Annotated in this window: 16 protein-coding genes; 6 read left to right on the forward strand and 10 right to left on the reverse strand. The window is 63.0% G+C overall.

Going from position 1 to position 23,675, the window contains the following annotated elements; all coding sequences use genetic code 11:
- The first annotated feature begins 240 nt into the window (after window positions 1–240).
- Together NKH23_RS16540 and NKH23_RS16545 are read left to right on the forward strand one after the other, a co-directional pair.
- A complete protein-coding gene (locus NKH23_RS16540) occupies window positions 241–2,610 on the forward strand; it encodes a trimethylamine N-oxide demethylase (protein ID WP_352717898.1) in 2,370 nt (789 codons plus the stop codon).
- Window positions 2,611–2,857: 247 nt separating this feature from the next.
- Window positions 2,858–4,567 (forward strand): trimethylamine N-oxide permease, encoded by a 1,710-nt coding sequence (locus tag NKH23_RS16545; protein ID WP_352717896.1) that lies wholly within the window; start codon window positions 2,858–2,860, stop codon window positions 4,565–4,567.
- Window positions 4,568–4,824: 257 nt separating this feature from the next.
- On the opposite strand, the gene NKH23_RS16550 is transcribed toward NKH23_RS16545, so the two are convergent.
- The 7 genes from NKH23_RS16550 to NKH23_RS34615 form a co-directional block, all read right to left on the reverse strand.
- Window positions 4,825–6,318 carry an aldehyde dehydrogenase family protein gene (locus NKH23_RS16550; protein WP_352717894.1) on the reverse strand — a complete coding sequence of 498 codons (1,494 nt, stop codon included), beginning with the start codon at window positions 6,316–6,318 and terminating at the stop codon, window positions 4,825–4,827.
- Window positions 6,319–6,388: 70 nt separating this feature from the next.
- Window positions 6,389–9,523, reverse strand: a complete 3,135-nt coding sequence (locus NKH23_RS16555) for an efflux RND transporter permease subunit (RefSeq protein ID WP_352915726.1) — start codon at window positions 9,521–9,523, stop codon at window positions 6,389–6,391.
- A 210-nt stretch (window positions 9,524–9,733) separates the two neighbouring features.
- Entirely contained in the window at window positions 9,734–10,885 is a 1,152-nt protein-coding gene (locus tag NKH23_RS16560) for an efflux RND transporter periplasmic adaptor subunit (RefSeq protein WP_352466059.1), read from the reverse strand.
- Window positions 10,886–10,947: 62 nt separating this feature from the next.
- On the reverse strand, window positions 10,948–11,556 hold the full coding sequence (locus NKH23_RS16565; protein WP_352466058.1) for a TetR/AcrR family transcriptional regulator: 609 nt from the start codon (window positions 11,554–11,556) through the stop codon (window positions 10,948–10,950).
- A gap of 219 nt (window positions 11,557–11,775) precedes the next feature.
- Window positions 11,776–13,416, reverse strand: coding sequence for an acyl-CoA synthetase (locus NKH23_RS16570; RefSeq protein WP_352717890.1), 1,641 nt, complete (start codon window positions 13,414–13,416; stop codon window positions 11,776–11,778).
- A 179-nt stretch (window positions 13,417–13,595) separates the two neighbouring features.
- Window positions 13,596–13,910 carry a type II toxin-antitoxin system RelE/ParE family toxin gene (locus NKH23_RS16575; protein ID WP_352717889.1) on the reverse strand — a complete coding sequence of 105 codons (315 nt, stop codon included), beginning with the start codon at window positions 13,908–13,910 and terminating at the stop codon, window positions 13,596–13,598.
- Window positions 13,911–13,912: 2 nt separating this feature from the next.
- Window positions 13,913–14,158 (reverse strand): type II toxin-antitoxin system ParD family antitoxin, encoded by a 246-nt coding sequence (locus NKH23_RS34615; RefSeq protein WP_352977862.1) that lies wholly within the window; start codon window positions 14,156–14,158, stop codon window positions 13,913–13,915.
- Between the two features lie 147 nt (window positions 14,159–14,305).
- On the opposite strand from NKH23_RS34615, the gene NKH23_RS16585 reads away from it, so the two are divergent.
- On the forward strand, window positions 14,306–15,271 hold the full coding sequence (locus NKH23_RS16585) for a sugar-binding transcriptional regulator (RefSeq protein WP_352717887.1): 966 nt from the start codon (window positions 14,306–14,308) through the stop codon (window positions 15,269–15,271).
- An 86-nt stretch (window positions 15,272–15,357) separates the two neighbouring features.
- Window positions 15,358–17,412 carry a bifunctional aldolase/short-chain dehydrogenase gene (locus tag NKH23_RS16590; protein WP_352915720.1) on the forward strand — a complete coding sequence of 685 codons (2,055 nt, stop codon included), beginning with the start codon at window positions 15,358–15,360 and terminating at the stop codon, window positions 17,410–17,412.
- A gap of 68 nt (window positions 17,413–17,480) precedes the next feature.
- Here NKH23_RS16590 and NKH23_RS16595 read toward each other — a convergent pair whose 3' ends face one another.
- The 3 genes from NKH23_RS16595 to NKH23_RS16605 all read right to left on the reverse strand — a co-directional run bounded on the left by NKH23_RS16595 (window position 17,481) and on the right by NKH23_RS16605 (window position 21,173).
- Complete coding sequence (locus tag NKH23_RS16595; protein ID WP_352717884.1) at window positions 17,481–18,536, reverse strand: substrate-binding domain-containing protein; 1,056 nt, start codon at window positions 18,534–18,536, stop codon at window positions 17,481–17,483.
- A gap of 46 nt (window positions 18,537–18,582) precedes the next feature.
- The gene (locus tag NKH23_RS16600; RefSeq protein WP_292653853.1) at window positions 18,583–19,578 is read right to left on the reverse strand and encodes an ABC transporter permease; all 996 of its coding nucleotides are present in this window, start codon (window positions 19,576–19,578) and stop codon (window positions 18,583–18,585) included.
- Between the two features lie 83 nt (window positions 19,579–19,661).
- The gene (locus tag NKH23_RS16605; protein ID WP_352717882.1) at window positions 19,662–21,173 is read right to left on the reverse strand and encodes a sugar ABC transporter ATP-binding protein; all 1,512 of its coding nucleotides are present in this window, start codon (window positions 21,171–21,173) and stop codon (window positions 19,662–19,664) included.
- Between the two features lie 135 nt (window positions 21,174–21,308).
- On the opposite strand from NKH23_RS16605, the gene mtnK reads away from it, so the two are divergent.
- On the forward strand, window positions 21,309–22,580 hold the full coding sequence (mtnK, locus tag NKH23_RS16610; protein WP_352717881.1) for an S-methyl-5-thioribose kinase: 1,272 nt from the start codon (window positions 21,309–21,311) through the stop codon (window positions 22,578–22,580).
- A complete protein-coding gene (gene mtnA, locus NKH23_RS16615; protein ID WP_352717879.1) occupies window positions 22,577–23,671 on the forward strand; it encodes an S-methyl-5-thioribose-1-phosphate isomerase in 1,095 nt (364 codons plus the stop codon). The genes mtnK and mtnA overlap by 4 nt, the downstream gene beginning before the upstream one ends.
- Window positions 23,672–23,675 lie beyond the last annotated feature (4 nt).

Below are 23,675 nucleotides of genomic sequence, written 5' to 3' on the forward strand. Positions count from 1 at the left end.
CGACGGCTGCGCCTTTCCTGCAACGCCGATAATTGGCGAAATCGTTGGTGACAGGATCTTTCTCGCCGTCACTATACGGGGAGAAATGCCCGGCAGGGCAATGAGGGGCAGCGCCGACAATCGGAAGGATAAGGCCGAGCTGCTCCACCTTCACTTGCCAACTCCGGCTCTTCTGCCCTATTCTTCCCGCTAAAATAATTTCACACACAGGCAAACTTGTTTCTCGAAACCAGGGTTGAGATGAGCCAGTCGCCCTACCCCGCCGTCGCCGCCGGACCGCCCCGGCCAAGCCTGATCCTGCGGCCAGGCCAGATCGCGCTGCCGGCCGGGATGGAGCGCTATCCGGTTCAGGGCAATGGCGCGGTGCTGATCGAGGTCGAGGCCGGCGATACGATCACCGTGCGCGATGTGGAAGGCGGGCAGGCCTGCGAGCTGCTGGCATGGGACAGCAGCGGCGCGACCGATCCCGGCATTCTCGGCGAGAAATCGAACAGCAATGCCGCCGGCATCAAGGCGCTGCTGGCCGAAGGCGACGACAGCCTCGCTTCCTTGCGCCGGGGGATCGAGCGGCGCCAGGTGCAGCTCGACCAGGCAAAGGCGGTTCGCGTTTTCGGCGGCACCACCCCTGCCGGTACCCAACAAGTTTTTACCGTCGCCCGCGATGGGTCGATGCTGATTGCGGCGCCCGGTGGTCCGATGCTGGTCGACGGCCACGATACGGCGACGCCGCTTAGCGTCATCGTCCGCCGCGCCACCATCCGCCCGGCGGCGGAGTCGCAACTTGCCGACCCGCTGGCCGATCCCGTGCTAGACCTGCGCGTCCATTCGGCGACGGCGGAAGCCTATTTCGTCAAGGCGGGCGACTATCTGCAGATCATCGATGTCGACGGGCGCCAATGCACCGACTTCCAGTGCTTTTCGGCGCGCAAGCTGGACAGGGGGCGCGATCATCCGCTCGACGTGACCACGACCCGCACACTGATGGGCTCGAGCTATCCGATGCCCGGCCTGCATTCGAAATACTACGACCAGGACATGGAGCCGCTGGTCGAGGTTATCCAGGACACTTGCGGCCGCCACGATGCATTCGCGCTCGCCTGCGCCGCCAAATATTACGACGACATCGGTTATCCCGGCCATCCCAACTGCTCGGAGAATTTCAACCGGGCGCTCGCCGATAAGGGCGTCACGCCCCGCGCCGGCTGGATGGCGATCAACTTCTTCTTCAACACGTCAATCGACGCGCATGGCATCGTGGTTTCTGACGAGCCGTGGTCGCGGCCGGGCGACTATGTGCTGCTGCGGGCGCTGACCGACATCGTCTGCGTCTCGTCCGCCTGCCCCGACGACACGACGCCGGCCAATGGCTGGAACCTGACCGACATCCATGTGCGAACCTATTCCGGCCAGCATAAATTCTCGCGAGCGATCGCCAGACGCATGACGCCCGATTCGGAACCGAAAATGACCCGCGAGACCGCCTTTCATTCGAGCTTTGCCAAGCACACCCGCAACTTCGTCGAGTACAAGGGCTATTGGCTGGCCAATTCCTTCGCCAGGCAAGGCCCGATCGATGAATACTGGGCCTGCCGGCAGGACGCCGTGATCATGGACCTGTCGCCGCTGCGCAAGTTCGAGGTCACCGGCCCGGATTCGGAAGCGCTGCTGCAATACACGCTGACCCGCGACATCAAGAAACTCGGCGTCGGTCAGGTGGTCTACTCCGCTATGTGCTACGAGCATGGCGGCATGATCGACGACGGCACGCTGCTCAGGCTCGGCAAGGATAATTTCCGCTGGGTCGGCGGCGACGATCTATCCGGCGAATGGCTGCGCGAGACGGCGCAAAAACTCGGCCTCACCGTGCTGGTGCGCTCATCGACCGACCAGATGCACAACGTCGCCGTGCAGGGACCGAAAAGCCGTGACATCCTGCGGCAGATCATCTGGACCTCGCCGCTGCAGCCGTCGATCGACGAGCTTGAATGGTTCCGTTTCGCGGTCGCCCGCATCGGTGGCGGCAACGGCATTCCCGTCGTGGTTTCGCGCACCGGTTACACCGGCGAGCTCGGCTACGAGATCTGGTGCCATCCGCGCGACGCCGAAAAGGTGTTCGACGCGATCTGGCAGGCCGGCCAGCCGCACGGCCTGAAGCCGATGGGGCTACAGGCGCTCGACATGGTGCGCATCGAGGCCGGGCTGATCTTTGCCGGCTACGAGTTCTCCGACCAGGCAGATCCGTTCGAGGCCGGCATCGGCTTCACCGTGCCGCTGAAGACCAAGAGCGACGATTTCATCGGCCGCGAGGCGCTGATCCGGCGCAAGGAAAACCCGCAGAGGAAGCTGGTCGGCCTCGACATCGACGCCAATGTCGCGGTAGGCCATGGCGATTGCGTGCATGTCGGCCGCGCCCAGATCGGCATCGTCACCTCCGGCATGCGCTCGCCGGTGCTGAACAAGACCATCGCGCTGGCCAGGCTCGAGGTCGCGCATTCGGCGATCGGCACCGAGGTGGAGATCGGCAAGCTCGACGGCCACAGCAAGCGGCTGCCGGCGCGCGTCGTCGCCTTCGCCCATTACGATCCGCAAAAGACCAGGCCGCGCTCCTGATCGATCGCCCCCACGGGAGGCTTAGTCCGGCCTTTCGGCGATGCGGCTGCTTGTCCTGTCTTTCACAGCAATGTGCACAGCGTCACAAAGCGCTTGACGTGAAAGCGCGTTGGGTCAATCTTCACTGCTAAGAATAAAATACTACTGAGCGGAAAACGCCTGGGCCGTTCAACGTGAGCGTCGATGACGCCTCGCGAGATTGCGGCTGTTGCCGATGGGGAACATCAAAAATGGGGAATCCACGTACATGAGCACGATAGTCACCACCTTGGTGCCGCCTGCCGAAGGGCAGCTGCACCGGAACATCGATTGGCGCGGCGCCTTCTGGGTCGCAAGCGGCGTTCCGGCCCTTGTCCTGTTTTCGATCGGCGGCATTGCCGGCACCACCGGAACGCTGGCCTTCCTGATCTGGACAGTATCCATGATCATGGGCTTCCTGCAGTCCTTCACCTATGCGGAAATCGCCGGCCTGTTCCCGAACAAGTCCGGCGGCGCCTCGATCTACGGCGCCACCGCCTGGCTGCGCTATTCGAAATTCATCGCGCCGCTTTCTGTGTGGTGCAACTGGTTCGCCTGGTCGCCGGTGCTGTCGCTCGGCTGCTCGATCGCCGCCGCCTATATCCTCAACGCACTGGCGCCGGTGCCGCTGTTCACCCACACTTCGCCGGAAGTCGCCGCCTATATCGCAGCCCATGCCGGAACCAGCGCCGCCGATGCCATCACCGCGGTCACCGCGGCGGCGACGCCGGCGATCCGCAACTGGACGCTCTACGGTCACACGCTTGGCCCGGTTTCCTTCACCTTCAACGCCACCTTCTTCATCGGCGCGGTGCTGATGCTGATCATCTTCTCGATCCAGCATCGCGGCATCCTGGGCACGGCCAATGTGCAGAAATATATCGGCCTGCTGGTCATCATCCCGATGCTCATCGTCGGCGTGGTGCCGATCGTCACCGGCCAGATCAACTGGGCAAACTTCTCGCCGCTGGTGCCGCTGGCGGCAGCCTATGCGCCGGAGCCCGGCGCATGGAACATCGCCGGCTGGACGCTGGTGCTCGGCGGCATGTTCATCGCGGCATGGTCGACCTACGGTTTCGAGACCGCCGTCTGCTACACCTCCGAATTCAAGAACCCCGGCACCGATACCTTCAAGGCGATCTTCTACTCCGGCCTGCTTTGTATGCTGCTGTTCATCCTGGTGCCGTTCACCTTCCAGGGCGTGCTCGGCTTGAACGGCATGCTGGCGACGCCGATCGTCGACGGCTCCGGCGTTGCCGATGCGCTGGCCGGCATGGTCGGCGGCGGCCAGCTGATCCACAGCCTGCTGGTCATGCTGATGATCCTGGCGCTGGTGCTCTGCATCATGACGGCGATGGCCGGCTCTTCGCGCACGCTCTACCAGGGTTCGGTCGACGGCTGGCTGCCGCGCTACCTCAGCCACGTCAACGAGCACGGTGCGCCGACGCGGGCGATGTGGACCGACCTGATCTTCAACCTGATTGTGCTGGCCATCGCTTCGGCCGACGCGACGAGCTTCTTCTTCATCCTCGCGGTGTCGAATTGCGGCTACATCATCTTCAACTTCCTCAACCTCAATGCCGGCTGGATCCACCGCATCGACAATGGCCACATCGCGCGGCCATGGAAGGCGCCGAGCTGGCTGCTCGGCCTCGGCGCGATCTTTGCCTATGTCAACGCGGTCTTCATGGGCGCCGGCGCCAAGGTCTGGAACCCGATGGCATTGTGGGCCGGGCTGATCACTGCAGCCTTGATCATCCCGGTGTTCTGCTTCCGGCATTACATCCAGGACAAGGGCAAGTTCCCCGACCACATGCTGGCCGATCTCGGCATGAACTCGTCCGACCTCGCAGTGCGAAAGGCCGGGATGCTGCCCTATCTGACGCTGGTCGCTGGCGTCGCGGTGATGCTGCTCGCCAACTGGCTGTTCGTCATCTGAGGCTTGCCTTGAGGGATCGGGCGCGCGATGCGCCCGGTCCCTGCATTTTGTTCTTGCTTTGTGCCGGCAGCTATGCTATTAATTTCGCTATGGTGCTGATTCGCCCCGAGACCCGCCGCTGAGGCGGGTTTTTCGTTTCTGGGCTAAAAGCGCGTCGCGTTCGATCGGCCTCATGCGACGCGCCTTAGATTCTTGTTTTTATGCATGTCGTTATCGCAAAACCGCTGCACACTTTTGCGCGACATGCATTAGCGGGCTCAATCGATCTTGATGAACACGCCCTTGGTGTTAAGATATTCGTCAAGGTGTTCGGCGCCGCCCTCGCGGCCGTAGCCGCTCATCTTGTAGCCGCCGAAGGGCACGGCCGGATCGATGGCGTGATAGGTGTTGACCCAGACCGAGCCGGAGCGGATCTTGCGCGACAGCTGATGGGCGGTGGCGAGATTTTGGGTGAAGACCCCTGCAGCCAAGCCGTAAGGCGTGTTGTTGGCCCGCTCGACCGCCTCGTCCAGCGTATCGAACGGCAAGGCTGAAATCACCGGCCCGAAGATCTCCTCACGGGCGATCTTCATGTCGTCCGAGACACCGGCAAAGACCGTCGGCGCGACGAAATTGCCGGCGGCAAGCGCGCCTTCCACAAGCCGTTCGCCGCCGGTGACGAGTTTCGCCCCTTCCGCAGTGCCGGCCTCGAGGTAACCGGTGACCCGTTGCAACTGCTTTTCGGAGACGAGCGGACCGATCTCGGTCGCGGGGTCGATGCCGTCGCCGACCCTGAGACCCTTGGCATATGCCGCCAGTCGCTCGACGAACTCGTCATGGACGGCGCGTTCGACAAACAGGCGCGAGCCGGCAATGCAGATCTGGCCGGAATTGGCGAAGACCGACATTGCCGCCACCGGCACCGCTTTGTCGAGATCGGCATCGGCGCAGACGATGACCGGCGACTTGCCGCCGAGTTCCAAGGAGACGCGCTTGAGGTTGCCGGCCGAGGCCCGCACAATCGACTGGCCGGTCGCCGTCGAGCCGGTGAAGACGATCTTGTCGACACCCATGTGCTCGGCGAGTGCCGCGCCCGCCTCGGTGCCGGTGCCGGTGACGATGTTGACGACGCCTTGCGGGACGCCGGCTTCGTTCATGATGTCGGCGATCAAAAGCGGCGTCAGCGGCGCCTCTTCCGATGGTTTCAGCACGATAGTACAGCCGGTCGCCAGCGCCGGGCCGATCTTCCAGATCGACGCTGCCGTCGGCGCGTTCCACGGGATGATGGCGCCGACGACACCGACCGGCTCCTTGCGGGTGAAGGAGACGATTTCGCCGGACAGCGAATTCTCGATGGTCTCGCCGTGCAGCGCCGTCGCCATGCCGGCATAGTAACGCAGCATGCCGATGACGCGGTTGCGGTTGGCGCGGGTGCGCACGATCGGCATGCCCATGTCGGTGGTGTCGGAGCGGCTGATCTCTTCCCAGTGCTTTTCGAAGAGGTCGGCGATCCTCAGCAGCAGCACCTGCCGCTCATAAGGCTTGAACCGGCTCCACGGGCCCTCGAACGCCTTGCGCGCAGCAGTCACCGCCAAGTCGATGTCCTGGCGGTCGCCGCGGGGAACCGTGGCGATGACCGCGCCGGTGGCGGGATTGCGGCTCTCCATGGTCCGGCCGGAGCGGGCATCGACCCAGCCACCGCCGATGAACATCTGGCGATGGCGCCCGTCGATCGGCAGCCGCAGCGGTGCCTTTGTCTGAGCTATGGTCATGACGGTCCTCCTCCGGCGCCTACGCCTGGTGGGCGGATTAAACCGCCGGAGGTCACATTTGCCAACAGCTCTATTCGGCCGCCAGGGCCAGTTGCGGCCTTTCGTTCTTTTCTTCCGTCTCGGCCGCCTGCTCCACCACCTTCTTGGGCTCCCTGCCGAAGAACAGCGCGTAGGCTGCCGGCAGGACAAGGATGGTCAGCACCGTGGCGACGAGAATGCCGCCCATCATGGCGTAGGCGAGCGGCCCCCAGAAGACGCCGCGCGAGATCGGGATCAGCGCCAGCACCGCAGTCAACGCCGTCAGCACGATCGGCCGGAACCGGCGGACCGCCGAGCCGATGATGGCCTCGGAGCGCTCCACACCGGCGGCGATGTCCTGATCGATCTGATCGACCAGGATGATCGAGTTGCGCATGATGATGCCGAGCAGGGCGATGACACCGAGGATGGCGACGAAGCCGAACGGGGCGCCGCTGATCAAGAGTGCCGCCGCCGCGCCGATGATGCCAAGCGGACCGGTCGCCAGCACCAGCATGGCTTTGCCGAAATGCTGCAGCTGGATCATCAGCAACACGACGATGACGGCCAGCATGATCGGCGCTTTCGCTGCAATCGAGGCCTGGCTTTCGGCCGCATCCTCGGCGCCACCCTGGATCTCGATCTTGTAGCCGGGTGCGAGGCTGGCGCGCAGGCCCTGCATGTCGCTGTACATTTTCATGGCGACATCGTTCGGCTGCACGCCGTCCGGCAGCGTGGCGCGTACGCTGATCGTCGGCAAGCGGTCGCGCCGCCATTCGACGCCTTGCTCCAGCACCGGAACGATCTTGGCGACCTGCGACAGCGGCACGGAGCCACCGAAATCCGTCGGGATATAGACGGAATCGACCGCCGACAGCAGGTGACGGCTTGCCTCCGGTTCGCGGGCGACGATCGAAACCGTCTCCTCGCCGTCGCGGAAATCATCGAGCGGCGCTCCCGACATGGTCGCCTGCAGCATCTGGCGGATGCGCTGCGAGGTGACGCCGAGCGCACGGGCACGATCCTGGTCGATCACCAGCTTCATCGCCGGCACCGGCTCCAGCCAGTCGTCGTGGATGGCGCCGAGCAACGGATTTGCCTGGAACTTCGCCTTCACCTCGTCGGCGATGCGGCGCACTTCCTGGCGATCCGGACCCATGACGCGCATCTGCACCGGCCAACCAGTCGGCGGACCGAGGAACAGGCGATCAACCTTGGCGCGGATCGATGGGAAATCCTCGGCCAGGACGGTGCGCAGCTTGACGATCAGCCGCTCGCGGGCCGGTTCGTCATTGGCCATGACCAGAAGCTGGGCGAAGTTCGGGTTGCGAAGCTGCTGGTCGAGCGGCAGGAAGAAGCGCGGCGCGCCTTCGCCGATATAGGTGGCGATGAAGCGCTTGTCCTTGTCGTCCATCATCCTGGCTTCGAGCGCCTTGGCCTGCGTCTCGACTTCCTTGATGCTGGTGCCTTCCGGCAGCCAGAGATCGACGAGGATTTCCGGACGCGACGATTGCGGGAAGAAATTCTGCGGGATGAACTGGAACGCCCACAGGCTGGTGGCAAAGGTCATCAGCGTCATCACCAGGACGATGATGCGATGGCGCACCGCCCATGACACGGTCGAGCGAAGACGGCGGTAAAAACCCGTGTCGAAGACATCGTGATGGCTGCCGGCGTGCTTGCGCTGCTTCAGGATCATGTGGCCGAGCCATGGCGTGAAATAGACCGCAGCGAACCAGGACACGACCAGCGCGATGCCGACGACGTAAAACAGGGTGCGCACATATTCGCCGGCCGTCGAGGCTGCGAAACCGACGGGGATGAAGCCGGCTGTGGTGATCAGCGTGCCGGTCAGCATCGGGAAAGCGGTCGAGGAATAGGCGAAGCTCGCCGCCTCGACCTTGACCAAGCCTTCCTCGAGCTTTCGCTCCATCATTTCGACGACGATCATCGCGTCGTCGACCAAGAGCCCAAGCGCGATGATCAGCGCGCCGAGCGAGATGCGCTGCAGGTCGATGCCGAGTTCGTACATGATGGCGAAGGTGGCTGCCAGGACCAGCGGAATGACGATGGCGATCACCAGGCCCGAACGCCAGCCGATCGACAGGAACGAGACGACAAGCACGATCAGCAGCGCTTCACCGAGCGCTTCCATGAACTCGGCCACCGCATCCTTGACGACGCCCGGCTGATCGGAAATCTGATTGACCGAGACGCCATAGGGCAGCGCCTCCTCGAAGCGCTTGTAGGTCGCTTCGACGTCCTTGCCAACGTCGGTGACGTTGAAGCCCTTTGCCATGACGACGCCAAGCTGGACGCTGTCGTGACCGTTGATACGGTATTTGCGCTGATAGGGATCCTCGAGGCCGGAGGTCACCGTGGCGATGTCGCCGAGGCGCGTCACCTGGTTGCCGGCGCGCAGGCGAAGCTCGCGGATGTCGGCCGCCCTGGTGACGTCGCCTTCGACCGAGATGCGCACGGAACGCTGGCCGGTGTCGACCGAGCCCGCCGGGTCGACATTGTTTTGGCCCCTGATCGCATTCTGCAGGTCGGTCAACGTCAGGCCGCGTTCGGCAAGTACCTTGGATGAAACGTCGATGTAGAGCTTTTCCGGCTGGTCGCCGATGATCACGGCTTTCTCGACGCCGGGCGTCGTCAGCAGCATGTCGCGTGCCTGGATGGCGAATTTCTTCAGCTCGGGATAGCTGTAGCCGTCGCCGCTGATCGAATGCAGGGTGATGAATGTGTCGCCGAATTCGTCGTTGAAGTAGGGCCCGAGCGAGCCCTGCGGCAGTTCATTCGAGATATCGCCGACCTTCTTGCGCACCTGATAGAACGCATCCGCGACCTGCGCGGGATTGGTGTCGCCCTTGACCTGCAATGTGATGATGGCGCTGCCGGCGCGGGTGTAGGAGCGGACGAAATCGAGATGCGGCGTTTCCTGCAGCTTGCGCTCGATCTTGTTGACGACCTGGTCCTCCATCTCCTTGATCGAGGAGCCAGGCCAGATCGCCTGGACGACCATGACGCGGAAGGTGAAATCGGGGTCTTCCTTCTGGCCCATGCGCATCAGGCCGAGCGCACCGGCGACGATGATCAGCCCGAACAGGAAGCGGGCAATGCTCGGATGGCCGATTGCCCAGCGCGAAAGATTGAAAGATCGCTTTTCATTGGTGTCGGTGGTCATCGGCGTCAGTCCGTTTCAATTTGATCAACAGAGCACGCGCTTTCGCATGCCCAAGGAACTTCCGATGTGGGCTTCCGGGCGGCGAGGCTTTCCGAGTTGAGAGATCTACATCGCGGTGGGACGCGAGGATCGACGTGGGGGTTACATCGACCTGAGATCTCGAAAATCGGGGGGCCGCCTGCCGCCCGGAAACTGTGGATTGCCTGGCCGTCAGCGCAAGCGCCTTGCGGCGTCGTCATCGGCCGACGCCGACTGTTGCGCTGCATCACCGGTCAGCTTGACTTTCAGATTCTCGGTCATGAACTGCGTGCCGGCGGCGACGACCACGTCGCCCGGCTTCAGCCCATCGGCGACGCTGACGCCGTCGGGGGTGAAGGCGGCGACCTTGACCGGATGCGCATGGACGGTCCCGCCATTGCGGTCGACTGTCCAGACGATCGATTGGCTGTCCTTTTGCGCCAACGCGGCCAGCGGGATCGACACCAGCTGCTGCCGGTTATCCGCCGCGGCTTCGATGGAGGCGGTCATGCCTAGCAGCACGCGCGGATCGTTGGGCAGGCTGACGCGGACGGCAAAGGTGCGCGACTGCGGATCGGCGCTGCCGGCGACTTCGCGGACCTTGCCGTCGAGCGTCAGCGCCTCATCGGACCAGAAGCCCGCCTTGACGGTCTTGCCCGGCTTGAATTCGGCGATATCGGTTTCCGGAACAGCGATCAGCACTTCCTTCTCGCCGTCGATGGCAACGGTCACCACCGGCGTACCGGAGCCGACGACCTGGCCGACATCGGCGGCAACGGCGGTGACGATGCCGTTCTTGTCCGCCTTGAGATCGGTATAGCGGACCTGGTTCTGTGCCTGGGCAAGCTGTGAGCGGGCGGAGTCTCGCGTGGCGACCGCCTGATTATAGGCGAGCGTTGCCTGCTCGAGCTGCGACTTCGGCGCGAAATTCTTGGCGTAGAGCTGTTCGGCGCGCTTGCGCGTAAGCTCGACTGTCTCGACCTGACGGTCGGCAGCATCGAGGCTGGCCTGAGCGCTTCTCACCGAAAGCTCGTAGTCGGTGGGATCGATGCGGGCGAGAACGTCGCCGGGCTTGACGCGGTCACCGATGTCGACAAGGCGCTCGGTGATCTTGCCGTTGATGCGAAAACCGAGATTCATCTCGGTCCGAGCACGCACCGATCCGGAATAGGAGAGCTGACGGGTATCGCTCGCCTTAGCGATCTCGACCACCTTGACCGGGCGGATGATCTCGGTGACCTCGGCTTTCTCCTGCGAGCAGCCGGCGAGGCCGAGAGCGGCAACGATAATCAGTGCCAGGCCGGCGGCCGGTCGCCTGTAGGTGATGGACTTGGACAAAGACACTTTTCGTACTCCCGAACTGTGGGGATGAATTGCCGACATCACCGCCCGACGGGCGGCAACGGTCATTTCTTCAAGGCTCTGATGGCAAACTCGGTAAGCTCGTCCGGTGTCGCCCGGTTCTTCTTGGCGAGGCACTGGGCCATCATCTGCGGATGACAGAGGCTGATAATAGCAGCACCGAAACACCGGGACGCGATCACCGGATCCTGATCGACGAACTCGCCGGTGGCGATGCCCTCGCGGATCACTTCCGCAACCAGTTCGTGGATGCTGTCGATGTGCTTTTCGATGACATGCCAGTCGCGCTCGATGGCGACGATGACCATCTCGTGCACCTTCTCCTGGTCGATCATGGTCTCGAGCGTCCACTGATAGTGCGTATGCACGTAGCGGCGGAGCTTTTCGCTGGCGGTGCCGGGACTATGGCAGGCTTCGTAGGTCAACCGGTAGCAGGTCTCGAGCATACGGCCGCAAACCGCCTGGTGGATTTCCACCTTGGAGGCGAAGAAGCGGTAGATATTGGCGGTCGACATGCCGAGTTCGCGCGCTATGTCGGCGACGTTGGTCTTGCCGTAGCCGTAGTGGCGGAACAATCGCTCCGCGCAATCCAGGATGCGTGTGACATTTTCCTGGCGGGCGGAATCGGCGGTGGTGTCTAGAGTTTCCAGCATCTTGTTTGCCAAATTTACGACTGACGAATTTAGAATTTCGTCACTCGTAAATTGAAAACCATCACCTGTCAAGGCCGATTTTGGCCGCTGATGACAGATGGTGACATCTCTGGACGGAGTTGGACCATGAAAAGCATGTGGGTCCCGCCGGGCGCGCCTGCAACGCCGCCCCGTCTGTTCGACGCAAAGGATTTTGAATTGATGTTTTCAGATCAGGCGTTAAGGCTGCTTCGTCATCTCCCGCAGCCGGAACTTCTGGATCTTGCCCGTCGAAGTCTTCGGGATTTCCGCGAAGATCACCGCTTTCGGCACCTTGAAGCGGGCGAGCAGCGCGCGGCAGTGCTCGATGATTTCGGCCTCGGTCGCCGCCTTGCCCGGCTTCAGCTCGACATAGGCGACCGGCACCTCGCCCCATTTGTCGTCGGATCGGGCGACAACGCCGCAGGAGCCGACGGCGGGATGTTTGTACAGTGCCTCCTCGACCTCGATCGAGGAGATGTTTTCGCCGCCGGAGATGATGATGTCCTTGGAACGGTCCTTGAGCTGGATGTAGCCGTCAGGATGCATGACGCCGAGGTCGCCCGAATGGAACCAGCCGCCGGCAAAGGCCTCGTCGCTCGCCTTGCGGTTCTTGAGATAGCCTTTCATGACGATGTTGCCGCGGAACATTACCTCGCCGATAGTCTCGCCGTCGGCCGGCGTCTCTTGCATCGTCTGCGGGTCCATCACCATCAGGCCTTCGAGCGCGGCGTAGCGTACGCCTTGCCTGGCCTTCTTCGCCGCCCTCGCCCCCTTCTCCAGCCGGTCCCACTCGCCGTGCCATTCGTTGACGACGGCCGGGCCATAGGTTTCGGTCAGGCCGTAGAGATGCGTGACGGCAAAGCCCGCATCGGCCATGCCCGACAGCACCGCCTCAGGCGGCGGCGCTGCGGCGGTGTTGAAGCTGACGGTCTGCGGGAACTGCCGCTTGTCCTCGTCCCTGGCGTTGATCAGCACCGACATGACGATCGGTGCACCGCACAGATGGGTGACGCCGTGATCGGCTATGGCGTCGTAGATCGGCTTCGGCCGCACCCAGCGCAGGCAGACATGCGTGCCGGCCTGCACGGCAAGCGTCCAGGGAAAGCACCAGCCGTTGCAGTGGAACATCGGCAACGTCCACAGATAAACCGGGTGCTTGCCCATTCCGGCATGGATGGTGTTGGCATAGGCCATGAGTGCCGCACCGCGATGGTGACAGACGACGCCCTTCGGATTGCCTGTCGTGCCAGAGGTGTAGTTGAGCGAGATAGCATCCCATTCATCGTCCGGCATCGACCAGGCGAAATCCTCGTCGCCGTCGGCGACAAACGCCTCATAGTCCAGCGTGCCGATCCGTTCCCCCTTGGGATAGGGCGCATCGGCGGCATAGTCGGGATCGTCGTAATCGATCAGCAGCGGCTTGACCTTGGCCAGCGCCAGCGCTTGCCGAACCACGCCGGCGAATTCGCGGTCGACGATCAGCACCTTGCTTTCGGCGTGGTCGAGCTGGAAGGCAATGACCGCAGCGTCGAGGCGGGTGTTGAGCGAATGCAGCACCGCCCTGGTCATCGGCACGCCGAAATGCGCTTCCAGCATCGGCGGTGTGTTGGACAGCATAACGGTGACGGTGTCGCCCTTGCCGATACCGCGCTTCGCCAGCGCCGAGGCAAGCCTCAGCGAGCGCTTCCAGAAATCGCGATAGGTCGTGCGCTGGCGGCCATGGATAATGGCGGTCTGGTCGGGAAAGGTTTTTGCCGCCCGCTCGAAATAGGTCAGCGGCGTCAGCGGCTGGTGGTTGGCCGGGTTCCTGTCGAGGTCCTGTTCGTAAGGATTGCCCATCCCGTCCTCCGCAATGTGTTATTAGGCCTTCTTACCACCAGGCTTTGAACACGGTGTAGGATTTGTGCATCGCCGGTCTGTTGCGACCGTCTTTTCGCGATGCAAGTGCCCGCCGTTGGTGAATATCTCATCGAAGCCACCTCAACGGTATGCGGCTTCGCCTATCCACCTGGGCGCCCCTACTCGCCTTCACCCTCTGGCCACAAAGCATCGATGTCCCGATGTCCTTCCACAATGTTCGCCACCTCGAAGAAATCGCCATAGTAACGGAAGAAAATCACGTACCCCCTGAAAGCGAAACTTCGGACGTCAGGCCGGAGTTCGGGACGAGCACGACCGATCGTCGCAGGCAAGCTCGCCAGATCGCGGCATTTCTGACGCAACGCATCCACAAAGCGCCGGCCGATCAATAGGCTGCCGCTTTGGCCGGTGATGTATTCAAGGATATCGACCAAATCTGTCTGTACCGACGGCAGCATGCGCAGCCGCGGCACTCCTAAAAACCTTCCTTTGCGAGCTGCTTGGCCTTGGCTTCCAAGGCCGCGTCAATATCTTGCTCCGAGGCTTCGCCGCCTTCGGCAAACGACTTGTCCACCATGGCACGCAGCGCCTTCAACTTTTCCTCGCGCTCTTCGACCAGGCGCAGGCCCTCACGCACGACTTCGCTGGCAGAGCCGTAGCGGCCGCGTTTGACAATATTGGACACGAAGGTTTCCCATCGCTCTCCCAATGATACATTCATTCTCGGATCTCCTGTCTGATCAAATGGTACCGCAATAACAATAAATGTGCAATTACTGACATCGGCAATGCTCCAATGCCATATCATGCCTCCTGTCTTAATTTGACTTTTGTCGAGAGCCGTGAATAATGTCAGCGAGGAGATGGCATGGCGATCCGACCGGCAGAACAGCTTATCCACAAGGCCGCCTGGCTTTACTACGCACACGGCCTGCGCCAGGACCAGGTGGCCAGCCAGCTCAAGATTTCCCGTGCCTCGGTGGCGATGTATCTGCGCAAGGCGCGCGAGACCGGCATCGTCAACATCTCGACCTCGACCCAGCTTTTCACCGACGACGTGCTGGCACGCAAGCTGGAAGACGCGCTGAGGCTCGACGCGGTCTGGATCGCGCCGGAAAACGGCTATGTCGCCGACCCCTCGACCGATATCGCGGTGCTGGCGGCAAGCGTCTTTCTCGAGCTGATCAGGAAGGGCGACCGCATCGGCGTCGCCTGGGGACGGACGATCTACACCATCGCCGACATCATGTCCTATGCCGATCTGCAGGACGTCACCGTGGTGCAGCTCTGCGGCAATCTGGGCGCCCCCTATTCGTACCGGCCGGACCAATGTACGATGGAAATCGCACGCCGGCTCAATGCCAAGGGGCTGAATTTTTACGCGCCGCTGGTGCTGACGACGGAAGAACTGGCACGCGGCCTGCGCGCCGAGCCGGTGATCCGCGAGCAGTTGTCGGGCATCGGCGAATGCGACCTGGCGCTGTATTCGGTAGGCTCGGTGGACACCGACAGCCATCTGGTCAAATGCGGCGCGCTGACGCCAAGCGAAATGGCTGTATTGCGCAAAGCGGGTGCGGCCGGCGTCATTGCCGGGCAGATCATCGACGCCCAAGGCCAGGCGCTCGACTGCAGCTACAACCGCCGGCTGATTTCGGCAGAGCTGTCATCGTTGCGCAGCATCGAAAAGCGCCTTGTGGTGGTGCAGGAGGAGAGCAAGTTCGAACCGCTCGTCGCGGCGATCGCCGGCGGGCTATGCACTCATCTCGTCGTCGACGCACGGATGGCGCGACGGCTGCTCGACCATGCCGGAGCGGCAGCAGAAAAGGTCGCCTAGACAGTACATTTCCAGCCGCCGGCGCGTTGTCATCAATTTGTCGCGGCATTCCTGTTCACAACAAAGAGAAATCGGACGAAGCTGACATGAAGAACCTGTGGAATGACGACGAGGCGGAGAAGCTGGTCGCCGACTATGCAAAGAAGGGTGTGGCCCGCGATCTGGCGCTGCGCGTCTACACGACCAGGCTGCTGGGCGGCGAGCCGCGGCTCGTCCTGCATGGCGGCGGCAACACCTCGTGCAAGACCAGGGCCACCGATCTTGTCGGCGACGAATGGGACGTGCTCTGCGTCAAGGGCAGCGGCTGGGACATGGGCGTCATCGAGCCGCAGGGCCTGCCGGCGGTCAAGCTCGGCGCGCTGTTGAAGGCGCGGTCGCTGAAGAAGCTCTCCGATGAGGACATGGTCGCGCTGCAGCGGGCGAACCTCATCGATCCGTCCTCGCCCAATCCCTCCGTCGAGACGCTGCTGCACGCCTTCCTGCCGCACAAATTCGTCGACCACACGCATTCGACCGCAATCCTCGCCATCGTCGACCAGGAGGACAGCGAGGCGCTGAGCCGGAAGGTGTTCGGCGAAAAGATGGGCTTTGTGCCCTACATCATGCCGGGCTTCGATCTGGCGAAGGCGTCCGCTGATGTTTTCGACGCCGATCCGACGGTCGAAGGCCTGATCCTCGACAAGCATGGCATTTTCACCTTCGGCGACGATGCCAAGCAGGCCTATGACCGGATGATCCATTACGTGAACGTCGCCGAGGATTTCATCGCCAGCCACGGCAAGCCGCGCACCGAAAAAGTGGCCCTGCCGGCCAGGCTTGCGAAGCCCGCGGAGATTGCGCCGATGCTGCGCGGCGCGGCGGCGGTGGCGCGCGGCGAAGGCCGCTTCGACCGGATGATCAGCGATTTCCGGACCTCGGATGCGATCGTCGACTTCATCAATTCGGCAAAAATTGCCGACTATGCCGGGCGCGGCGTCTCGACACCCGACCTGTCGATCCGCATCAAGACCGGACCGATGGCACTGCCGGCGCCCGACGCTGACAAGGTCGGCGACTACAAATCCGTCATCCGCGAGCATGTCGAGAAATTCGCCAAGGACTATCGCGCCTATTTCGAGACCAATGATGCGCTCGACGATGTGAAGCGCACCATGCTCGACCCGATGCCGCGGCTGACGCTGGTGCCCGGCCTTGGCATGTTCGGCCACGGCCGCACGCTCAAGGACGCGAAGATCGCCTCCGACGTCGGCGAAATGTGGATCGAGGCAGTGCGCGGCGCCGAAGCCGTCGGCGATTTCCGCCCGCTCTCCAAAGCCGACCTGTTCCCGCTCGAATACTGGTCGCTGGAACAGGCCAAGCTCGCCGCCAACAAGCCGAAGCCGCTGACCGGCCAGGTGGTGCTGGTCACTGGCGGCGCCGGCGCGATCGGTGCGGCCACGGCAAAGCTATTCGCCGACAACGGTGCCCATACCGTCGTCGTCGATCTCGATGCGTCAAGGGCTGCCGAGGCGGCAAAAAAAGCTGGCAACGGTTCGATCGGCATTGGCGCCGACATCACCGATCCGGCGCAGATGCGCGCTGCGTTCGACAAAGCGGTCGCCGTCTACGGCGGCCTCGACATTCTCGTCTCCAATGCCGGTGCTGCCTGGGAGGGCCGGATCGGCGAGCTCGACGACGCAACCTTGCGCAAGAGCTTCGAACTCAATTTCTTCGCCCACCAGTCGGCGGCGCAGAATGCCGTGCGCATCATGCTGGAACAGGGCACCGGCGGCGTGCTGTTGTTCAACACCTCCAAGCAGGCGGTCAATCCGGGGCCGAAGTTCGGCGCTTATGGAATTCCCAAGGCGGCAACGCTGTTTTTGTCCAGGCAATATGCGCTCGACTACGGCGCGAATGGCATCCGCTCCAATGCCGTCAACGCCGACCGCATCCGTTCGGGGCTGTTGACCGAAGCCATGATCGCCAGCCGCTCGGGCGCGCGCGGCGTGTCGGAGAAGGAGTACATGTCCGGCAACCTGCTCGGGCAGGAAGTGACGGCCGAAGACGTCGCCCAGGCCTTTCTGCATCAAGCGCTGGCCGAGCGGACCACCGCCGATGTGACGACGGTCGACGGCGGCAACATCGCAGCGGCGTTGAGGTAGATCTAAACACCGGACCAACAAAAAGAGCGGCCCGCGAGCCGCTCTTTTTCTTTGCCGATAGCGAAAGACTACTTCGCGTTCGGGTTCGGCATCCAGGCCGGCATTGCGACATCGGCATGGGCGAACTGCGGCAGCTTGGCCGAGAGATCCTCCATGTTCTTGATGTCCTTGTCGAGCAGGTCCTTCTGGGTGATCAGCGTCGGCGGCACGATGACGTTGTGGCCGGGATCTTCGCCGGCCAGAAGCTGCGCCAGCGCACGCACGGATACCTGACCGACGACGGCCGGGTTGGTAGCGGCGGTTGCCGCCCAGGCGCTGTCGGGCTCGCGCATCGCGGCGATGTCCGAGGTCGAGATGTCGGCCGAATAGATCTTGATGTCCTTGTTCAGCCCGGCCTCGTCGACGGCGATCTTCACGCCCTTGGCGAATTCGTCATAGGGCGCGAACATCACCTTGATGTCGGGGTGGGCCGACAACACCGAGCGGGCCTGGTTGGCGACCGAATTGGCGATCGGGTTGTCGAGCGTGCCGAACATGGCAACTTCGTCGATGCCTGCATACTTCTTCTTGAATTCGACCCAGGTCTCGTTGCGGCGGTCGAGCGGCGCGATGCCGGCGACATAGACATAGCCGGCCTTCCAGCTCTCGCCATTGTCCTTGACCGCCTGTTCGAGTGCGAGGCGCGCGAGGTCGCGGTCGGATTGCTCGATCTGCGGGATCTTGGGGTTTTCGACATTGACGTCGAAGGCGACGACCTTGATGCCGGCGTCGACCGCGCGCTGGGCGGCGTCCTTCATCGATTCCGTCAAGCCGTGCTGGATGATGATGCCCTGGACGCCGAGCGCGATGGCCTGGTCGACCATGTCCGCCTGAAGCGCCGCGTCCTGGCGGCTGTCGAGCACGCGCAGGTCGACGCCGAGCGCCTTGGCCTGCGCTTCGACACCGGACAAATACGCCTGGAAGAAGTCGCCGGTCGAGAGATAGCGGACCAGCGCGATCTTGACGGCACCCGGCTTGTCGAACGGCGCCGGCCTGTCCTGCGCCATCGCCGGCATCTGCATCAGCAATGTTGCGCCGGCAAGCCCGAGCGCTGCCTTCCCCAAAAGTCTTCTTGTGATGTTCACGTCGCTTCCTCCACTTGTTGAACCCAAAATGTGACCCGGTCGAACCCTATCTCCTGCCCCTGCCGGACAGGGCGAAGGTAAAGACAAGGGCGACCACGAGAACCACGCCCTTGACGAAATCCTGCGTGTAGTAAGGCGCGTTCATCATCGTCAGGCCCTGCAGCAGCACGCCGACAAACACCGCGCCGACGGCCGTGCCGAAGGCGTTTGGCTTGGCGGCGCCGAGAACCGCGTAACCGATGAGTGCAGCAGCCACCGCGTCGAGCAACAGATTATTACCCGAGGCGATGTCGCCGCGTCCAAGCCGGGCGGCGAGCAAAATGCCGCCGATCGAGGCAAATACTCCCGAAATAACGTAGGCCCAGATTTTGTATGCCTTGACAGGCGCGCCGGCGAGTTCGGCAGCGCGTTCGTTGCTGCCGACCGCGTACATCATGCGCCCGAAACGGGTGTATTCGAGAAAGAACCAGATCAGTACCGCCAGCACGAGCAGGACGACGACCGACACCGGAATGAGGTTCGGGATGAAGAAATCGAAGCGATGGCGGCCAAGCGCCAGAAAGGCGGCGCCGAAGCTGCCGTTGGCGACCGAGCCGTCCGGCATGGTCATGCCGGTGGCGATCGAGCGGCCTTCGGTCGGGATGCGTTGCAGACCGACAAGCAGGAACATCATGCCGAGTGTCGCTAAGAGGTCCGGCACCCGCATATAGACGATCAGCCAGCCATTGATCAGGCCGACGACGGCGCCGATCACGAGACAGACGACGACCGCCACGACGGCGTTCTGTTCCAGCACCACCATGACATAGGCAGCCGCCATCATGGCGCTGGTGGCGACGGAGCCGATCGACAGGTCGAAGCCGCCGACGACCAGCGTGGCGGTGACGCCGAGCGCCAGAACGCCGGTGATGGCGACCGACTGGAAGATGAAGACAGCACTTTGCGGCGAGACGAAGCCGTCGGCGGCGATGGCGAAATAGGCGATCAACCCGAACAACAGAACGATGAAGCCGTAGCGAATAGCATTGTCGCGCAGGATCATTCGGCGCTCCCGCACGCTGACGCCGTCTTTATCCAACCCGAACTCATGCCCTCTCCATTCCAATTCTCTTTGTCTTCCCGCCGTCAGGCTGCGCTGTGCAACGGCCCGCCCGCTACTTCGGCCAGCAGACGCTCGAGATCGACATCGGTATTGCGGTGCTCGCCGACGATCGTCTGCTCCGACAGCACCAGAATGCGATCGGCCGTCTCCAGGGCCTCGTCGAGTTCGGTGACGAACAGCAGCGTCGCGCGGCCGCTGGCGCTGGCCCGCAGCTTGGCGGCGATATCGCGCCTGGCCGAAATGTCGACGCCCTGAAACGGCTCGTCGAGGATGAAAAGCCTTGCGCCCTGCGACATCCAGCGGGCGACCATCACCTTCTGCTGATTGCCGCCCGAAAGGGTGGACATCTCGTCCTTTTCCGAGCGGCAGACGATGCCCAGTTCCTGGATCTGCTGGCGGGCAACGGCGCGTTCGATGCGGCGCTTGAGGACGCCGAGACGCGACATGCGCCTGTGGAACGGCAGGCTGATATTCTCCTGGATGTTGAAGTCGCCGACGATGCCGTTTTCGCCCCGGTCCTTGGCGACGAGAAACACACCGGCGGCAATCGCTTCCCCCGTCGACTCCGGCGCATAGGGTTTCCCGTTCAGCATCATGGTCCCGGCCAGCGGCTGGCGCAGGCCGAACAGCGTCTCGGCGAGCGCGGTCTTGCCGACGCCGACAAGGCCGGTGATGGCAACGACCTCGCCGTCGCCGAGCGTCAGCGAAATCGGCCGGGCGCCTTCTGCAATCCGCAACCCGTCCGTGGCAAAAATTGCTTTGGCCGAATTCCTGGCGACGATCCGCTCGAGCTGGATCTTGCGGCCGAGCATGGCGTTGACCGCACCTTCGTAATCCAGCGGCTTCTTGTCGAAGATGCCTGAGATAACCCCATCGCGCATCGAAATGATGCGATCGGCAAGCCGCCTGATGTCAGACATACGGTGCGAAATGTAGAGAATGGCCACGCCTTGCTGGCGGAGCCGGTCGAGCAATGCGAACAGCCGGTCGGCCTCGGCACTGGACAGCGAGGAGGTCGGCTCGTCGAGGATCAGAACTTTCGGCCGGTGTGCCATGGCGCGGGCGATCGCCACCATCTGGCGGTCGGCAAGAGAGAGATCGCTGATCCGGGCCTTGAGGTCGATGACCAGTCCCATGCGGTCGGCAACCGCCTTGGCCTCGCGACGCACCCGGCCTGGATTGAACAGCATCGGCACGCCGCTGCCGCTCAACCTGTCGAGGGTAAGATTGGTGGCGACGTCGAGGTCGGCGACGACACCGTCATTGATGTTCTGGTGGACGGTAACGACGCCGGCGCGGATCGCCTCCGCCGGCGTTTTCGGGGCGAAATCCTGACCGGCAAGCGACATCGAGCCGCCGCCATGGTCGTAAACACCGCTGATGATCTTGACGAGGGTGGATTTGCCGGCGCCATTGGCGCCCATCAGCACGGTCACTTCGCCGGCATGCAATTCGAGCGAGACGCCGCCAAGCACCTCGATATGGCCAAAGGATTTCCTCAGGCCGTCGACGCGGAACACGGCATCATTGCCCATTCGTTCCTCCCTGACCGTGACGCTATGGGCTATATCGGCAATTGTCAACACGATTGACAATTGCCAGCAGGCTTCCTAGCTTGGCCCGACCGCGTTGGCTCCGCTATCATCGGAGCACATGAGCGGGAGGTGAGGATGACTGGGAAATCGCCGTTCGAAGCACTGTCGGTCGAGACATTGGCGGGCCGTCTCCGTGCCAACGAGGCCCTGCGTTCGCAGATCGGCAAGGACACGAGCCAGTGGAAGGTTCGTGAAGTCGGCGACGGCAATCTGAACCTGGTGTTCATTGTCGAAGGCGCTGAGGGTGCGGCCGTCGTCAAGCAGGCCCTGCCCTATGTCCGGCTGGTCGGCGACAGCTGGCCGCTGCCGCTAAAACGCTCCTTCTTCGAATATCATGCGCTGACGCGGCAACAGGCACGGGCGCCGGGTTCGGTGCCGGATATCTACCACTTCGATGAAGGCCAGGCGCTGATCATCATGGAGTATCTGTCGCCGCACATTATCTTGCGGCGGGCGCTGATCGAGGGCCGGCAACTGCCCAACATCGCGAAAGACATCGGCCTGTTCATGGCCCGCACGTTGTTTCGCGGCTCCGACCTGCATATGGCGACCAAGGCCCGCAAGGCCGATCTGGCGCTGTTCGCCGACAATGTCGAACTCTGCGACATCACCGAGAACCTGGTTTTCTCGGATCCGTATTTCGATGCCAAGATGAACCGGCACACCAGCCCGCAGCTCGATGGCATTGTCGCCGAGCTGCGCGCCGACCGCGACCTCAAGGTCGAGGCGCAGCGCATGAAGCACATCTTCGCCGCCAATGCGGAGACGCTGCTGCATGGCGACCTGCATTCCGGCTCGATCATGGTCACCGACACCGAAACGCGGATGATCGATCCCGAATTCGCCTTCTACGGCCCGATCGCCTTCGACGTCGGCATGCTGCTCGCCAATTTCTGGATGGCGTTCTTCTCGCAGCGCGGCCATGAACAGGGCGGAAGCCGCGACGCCATGCGCGACTATCTGCTCGGCGTTACGGTCGAGACATGGTCGGTGTTCCGCAGCGAGTTCTCGCATCTGTGGCGAACCGAGCGTACCGGCATGCTCTACCAGAAGAGCCTGTTCGAAGATCAGGGCGACAGGCTTGGCGCCGAGCAGGCGCTCGACCACATGCTGCATTCGATCTGGACCGATCTGCTCGGCTTTGCCGGCGTCGAGGTTCACCGGCGCATTCTCGGCCTTGCCCATAATGCTGATTTCGAGACCATTGCCGATCCGGATCTGCGCGCCAGATGTGAAGCAAGGGCGCTGAAATTCGGCCGTCACCTCGCCGTCAACCGGCGCCAGATCCACAGCATCGACGAGGTCAATCAATTGGCCGCGCTGATCGAACGGGAGAGCAGGATTTGAACGTCGGCGACCGCCACTACCGTACCATCTGGCCGAGCGACGACGGGCGTTCGGTGGAGATCATCGACCAGCGCTGGCTGCCGCATGATTTCCGCATCGAAAAGATCGATACCGTCGCCGGCATCGCCACGGCAATCCGCGACATGTGGGTGCGCGGGGCGCCACTGATCGGCGTCACCGCCGCCTATGGCGTAGCCATGCAGATGGCCGACGATCCGTCGGATGCGGCGCTCGACGCGGTCTGGGCAACCTTGCACGAAACGCGCCCGACGGCGATCAATTTGCGCTGGGCGCTGAACGAAATGCAGCGCTTCCTGCTGACGCTTCCCCTGGCAGAACGTGCCGCGGCTGCGTATCGACGTGCCGGCGAGATCGCCGACGAGGATGTCGGCCTCAACCGCGCCATCGGCGCCCATGGGCTCGAAATCATCAAGGCGATCGCGGCGCGCAAGCAGCCGGGCGAACCAGTCAATATCCTGACCCACTGCAATGCCGGCTGGCTGGCCACCGTCGACTACGGCACCGCCACTGCGCCGATCTATCTGGCGACGGAAGCCGGCATTCCAGTCCATGTCTATGTCGACGAAACGCGACCCCGCAACCAGGGTGCCCAATTGACCGCCTGGGAGATGGCCGGCCACGGCGTGCCGCATACGTTGATCGTCGACAATGCCGGCGGCCATCTGATGCAGCGCGGCCAGATCGACATGGTCGTCGTCGGCACCGACAGGACCACCGCCAACGGTGATGTCTGCAACAAGATCGGTACCTATCTCAAGGCGCTCGCCGCCGACGACAACGACGTGCCGTTCTATGTAGCGCTGCCGTCGCCGACAATCGACTGGACCGTGGGCGACGGGCTGGCCGAAATCCCGATCGAACAGCGCTCGCCCGACGAGGTCTCGCTGGTCTGGGGCAAGACGGCTTCCGGCGAGATCGCCCAGGTCCGCGTATCGCCGGAAGCCACGCCGGCGGCCAATCCGGCCTTCGACGTGACGCCGGCGCGGCTGGTCACCGGCTTGATCACGGAACGCGGTGTCGCTACGGCCTCACGCGAAGGCCTGAGGGCGATGTTTCCCGAGCGCGGATGATCTC

The organism is Mesorhizobium sp. M1328, from assembly GCF_040318075.1.
Taxonomy (GTDB): Bacteria; Pseudomonadota; Alphaproteobacteria; order Rhizobiales; family Rhizobiaceae; genus Mesorhizobium.

Bases quoted from the DNA above. Each gene is read 5' to 3' on its own strand.
- NKH23_RS16570 (WP_352717890.1), bottom strand. From the start codon at position 13,416: ATGGGCAATCCTTACGAACAGGACCTCGACAGGAACCCGGCCAACCAC.
- NKH23_RS16605 (WP_352717882.1), bottom strand. From the start codon at position 21,173: ATGGGCAATGATGCCGTGTTCCGCGTCGACGGCCTGAGGAAATCCTTT.
- NKH23_RS16565 (WP_352466058.1), bottom strand. From the start codon at position 11,556: ATGCTGGAAACTCTAGACACCACCGCCGATTCCGCCCGCCAGGAAAAT.
- NKH23_RS16600 (WP_292653853.1), bottom strand. From the start codon at position 19,578: ATGATCCTGCGCGACAATGCTATTCGCTACGGCTTCATCGTTCTGTTG.
- mtnK (WP_352717881.1), top strand. From the start codon at position 21,309: ATGACTGGGAAATCGCCGTTCGAAGCACTGTCGGTCGAGACATTGGCG.
- NKH23_RS34615 (WP_352977862.1), bottom strand. From the start codon at position 14,158: ATGAATGTATCATTGGGAGAGCGATGGGAAACCTTCGTGTCCAATATT.
- NKH23_RS16585 (WP_352717887.1), top strand. From the start codon at position 14,306: ATGGCGATCCGACCGGCAGAACAGCTTATCCACAAGGCCGCCTGGCTT.
- NKH23_RS16545 (WP_352717896.1), top strand. From the start codon at position 2,858: ATGAGCACGATAGTCACCACCTTGGTGCCGCCTGCCGAAGGGCAGCTG.
- NKH23_RS16555 (WP_352915726.1), bottom strand. From the start codon at position 9,523: ATGACCACCGACACCAATGAAAAGCGATCTTTCAATCTTTCGCGCTGG.
- NKH23_RS16540 (WP_352717898.1), top strand. From the start codon at position 241: ATGAGCCAGTCGCCCTACCCCGCCGTCGCCGCCGGACCGCCCCGGCCA.
- NKH23_RS16590 (WP_352915720.1), top strand. From the start codon at position 15,358: ATGAAGAACCTGTGGAATGACGACGAGGCGGAGAAGCTGGTCGCCGAC.
- NKH23_RS16550 (WP_352717894.1), bottom strand. From the start codon at position 6,318: ATGACCATAGCTCAGACAAAGGCACCGCTGCGGCTGCCGATCGACGGG.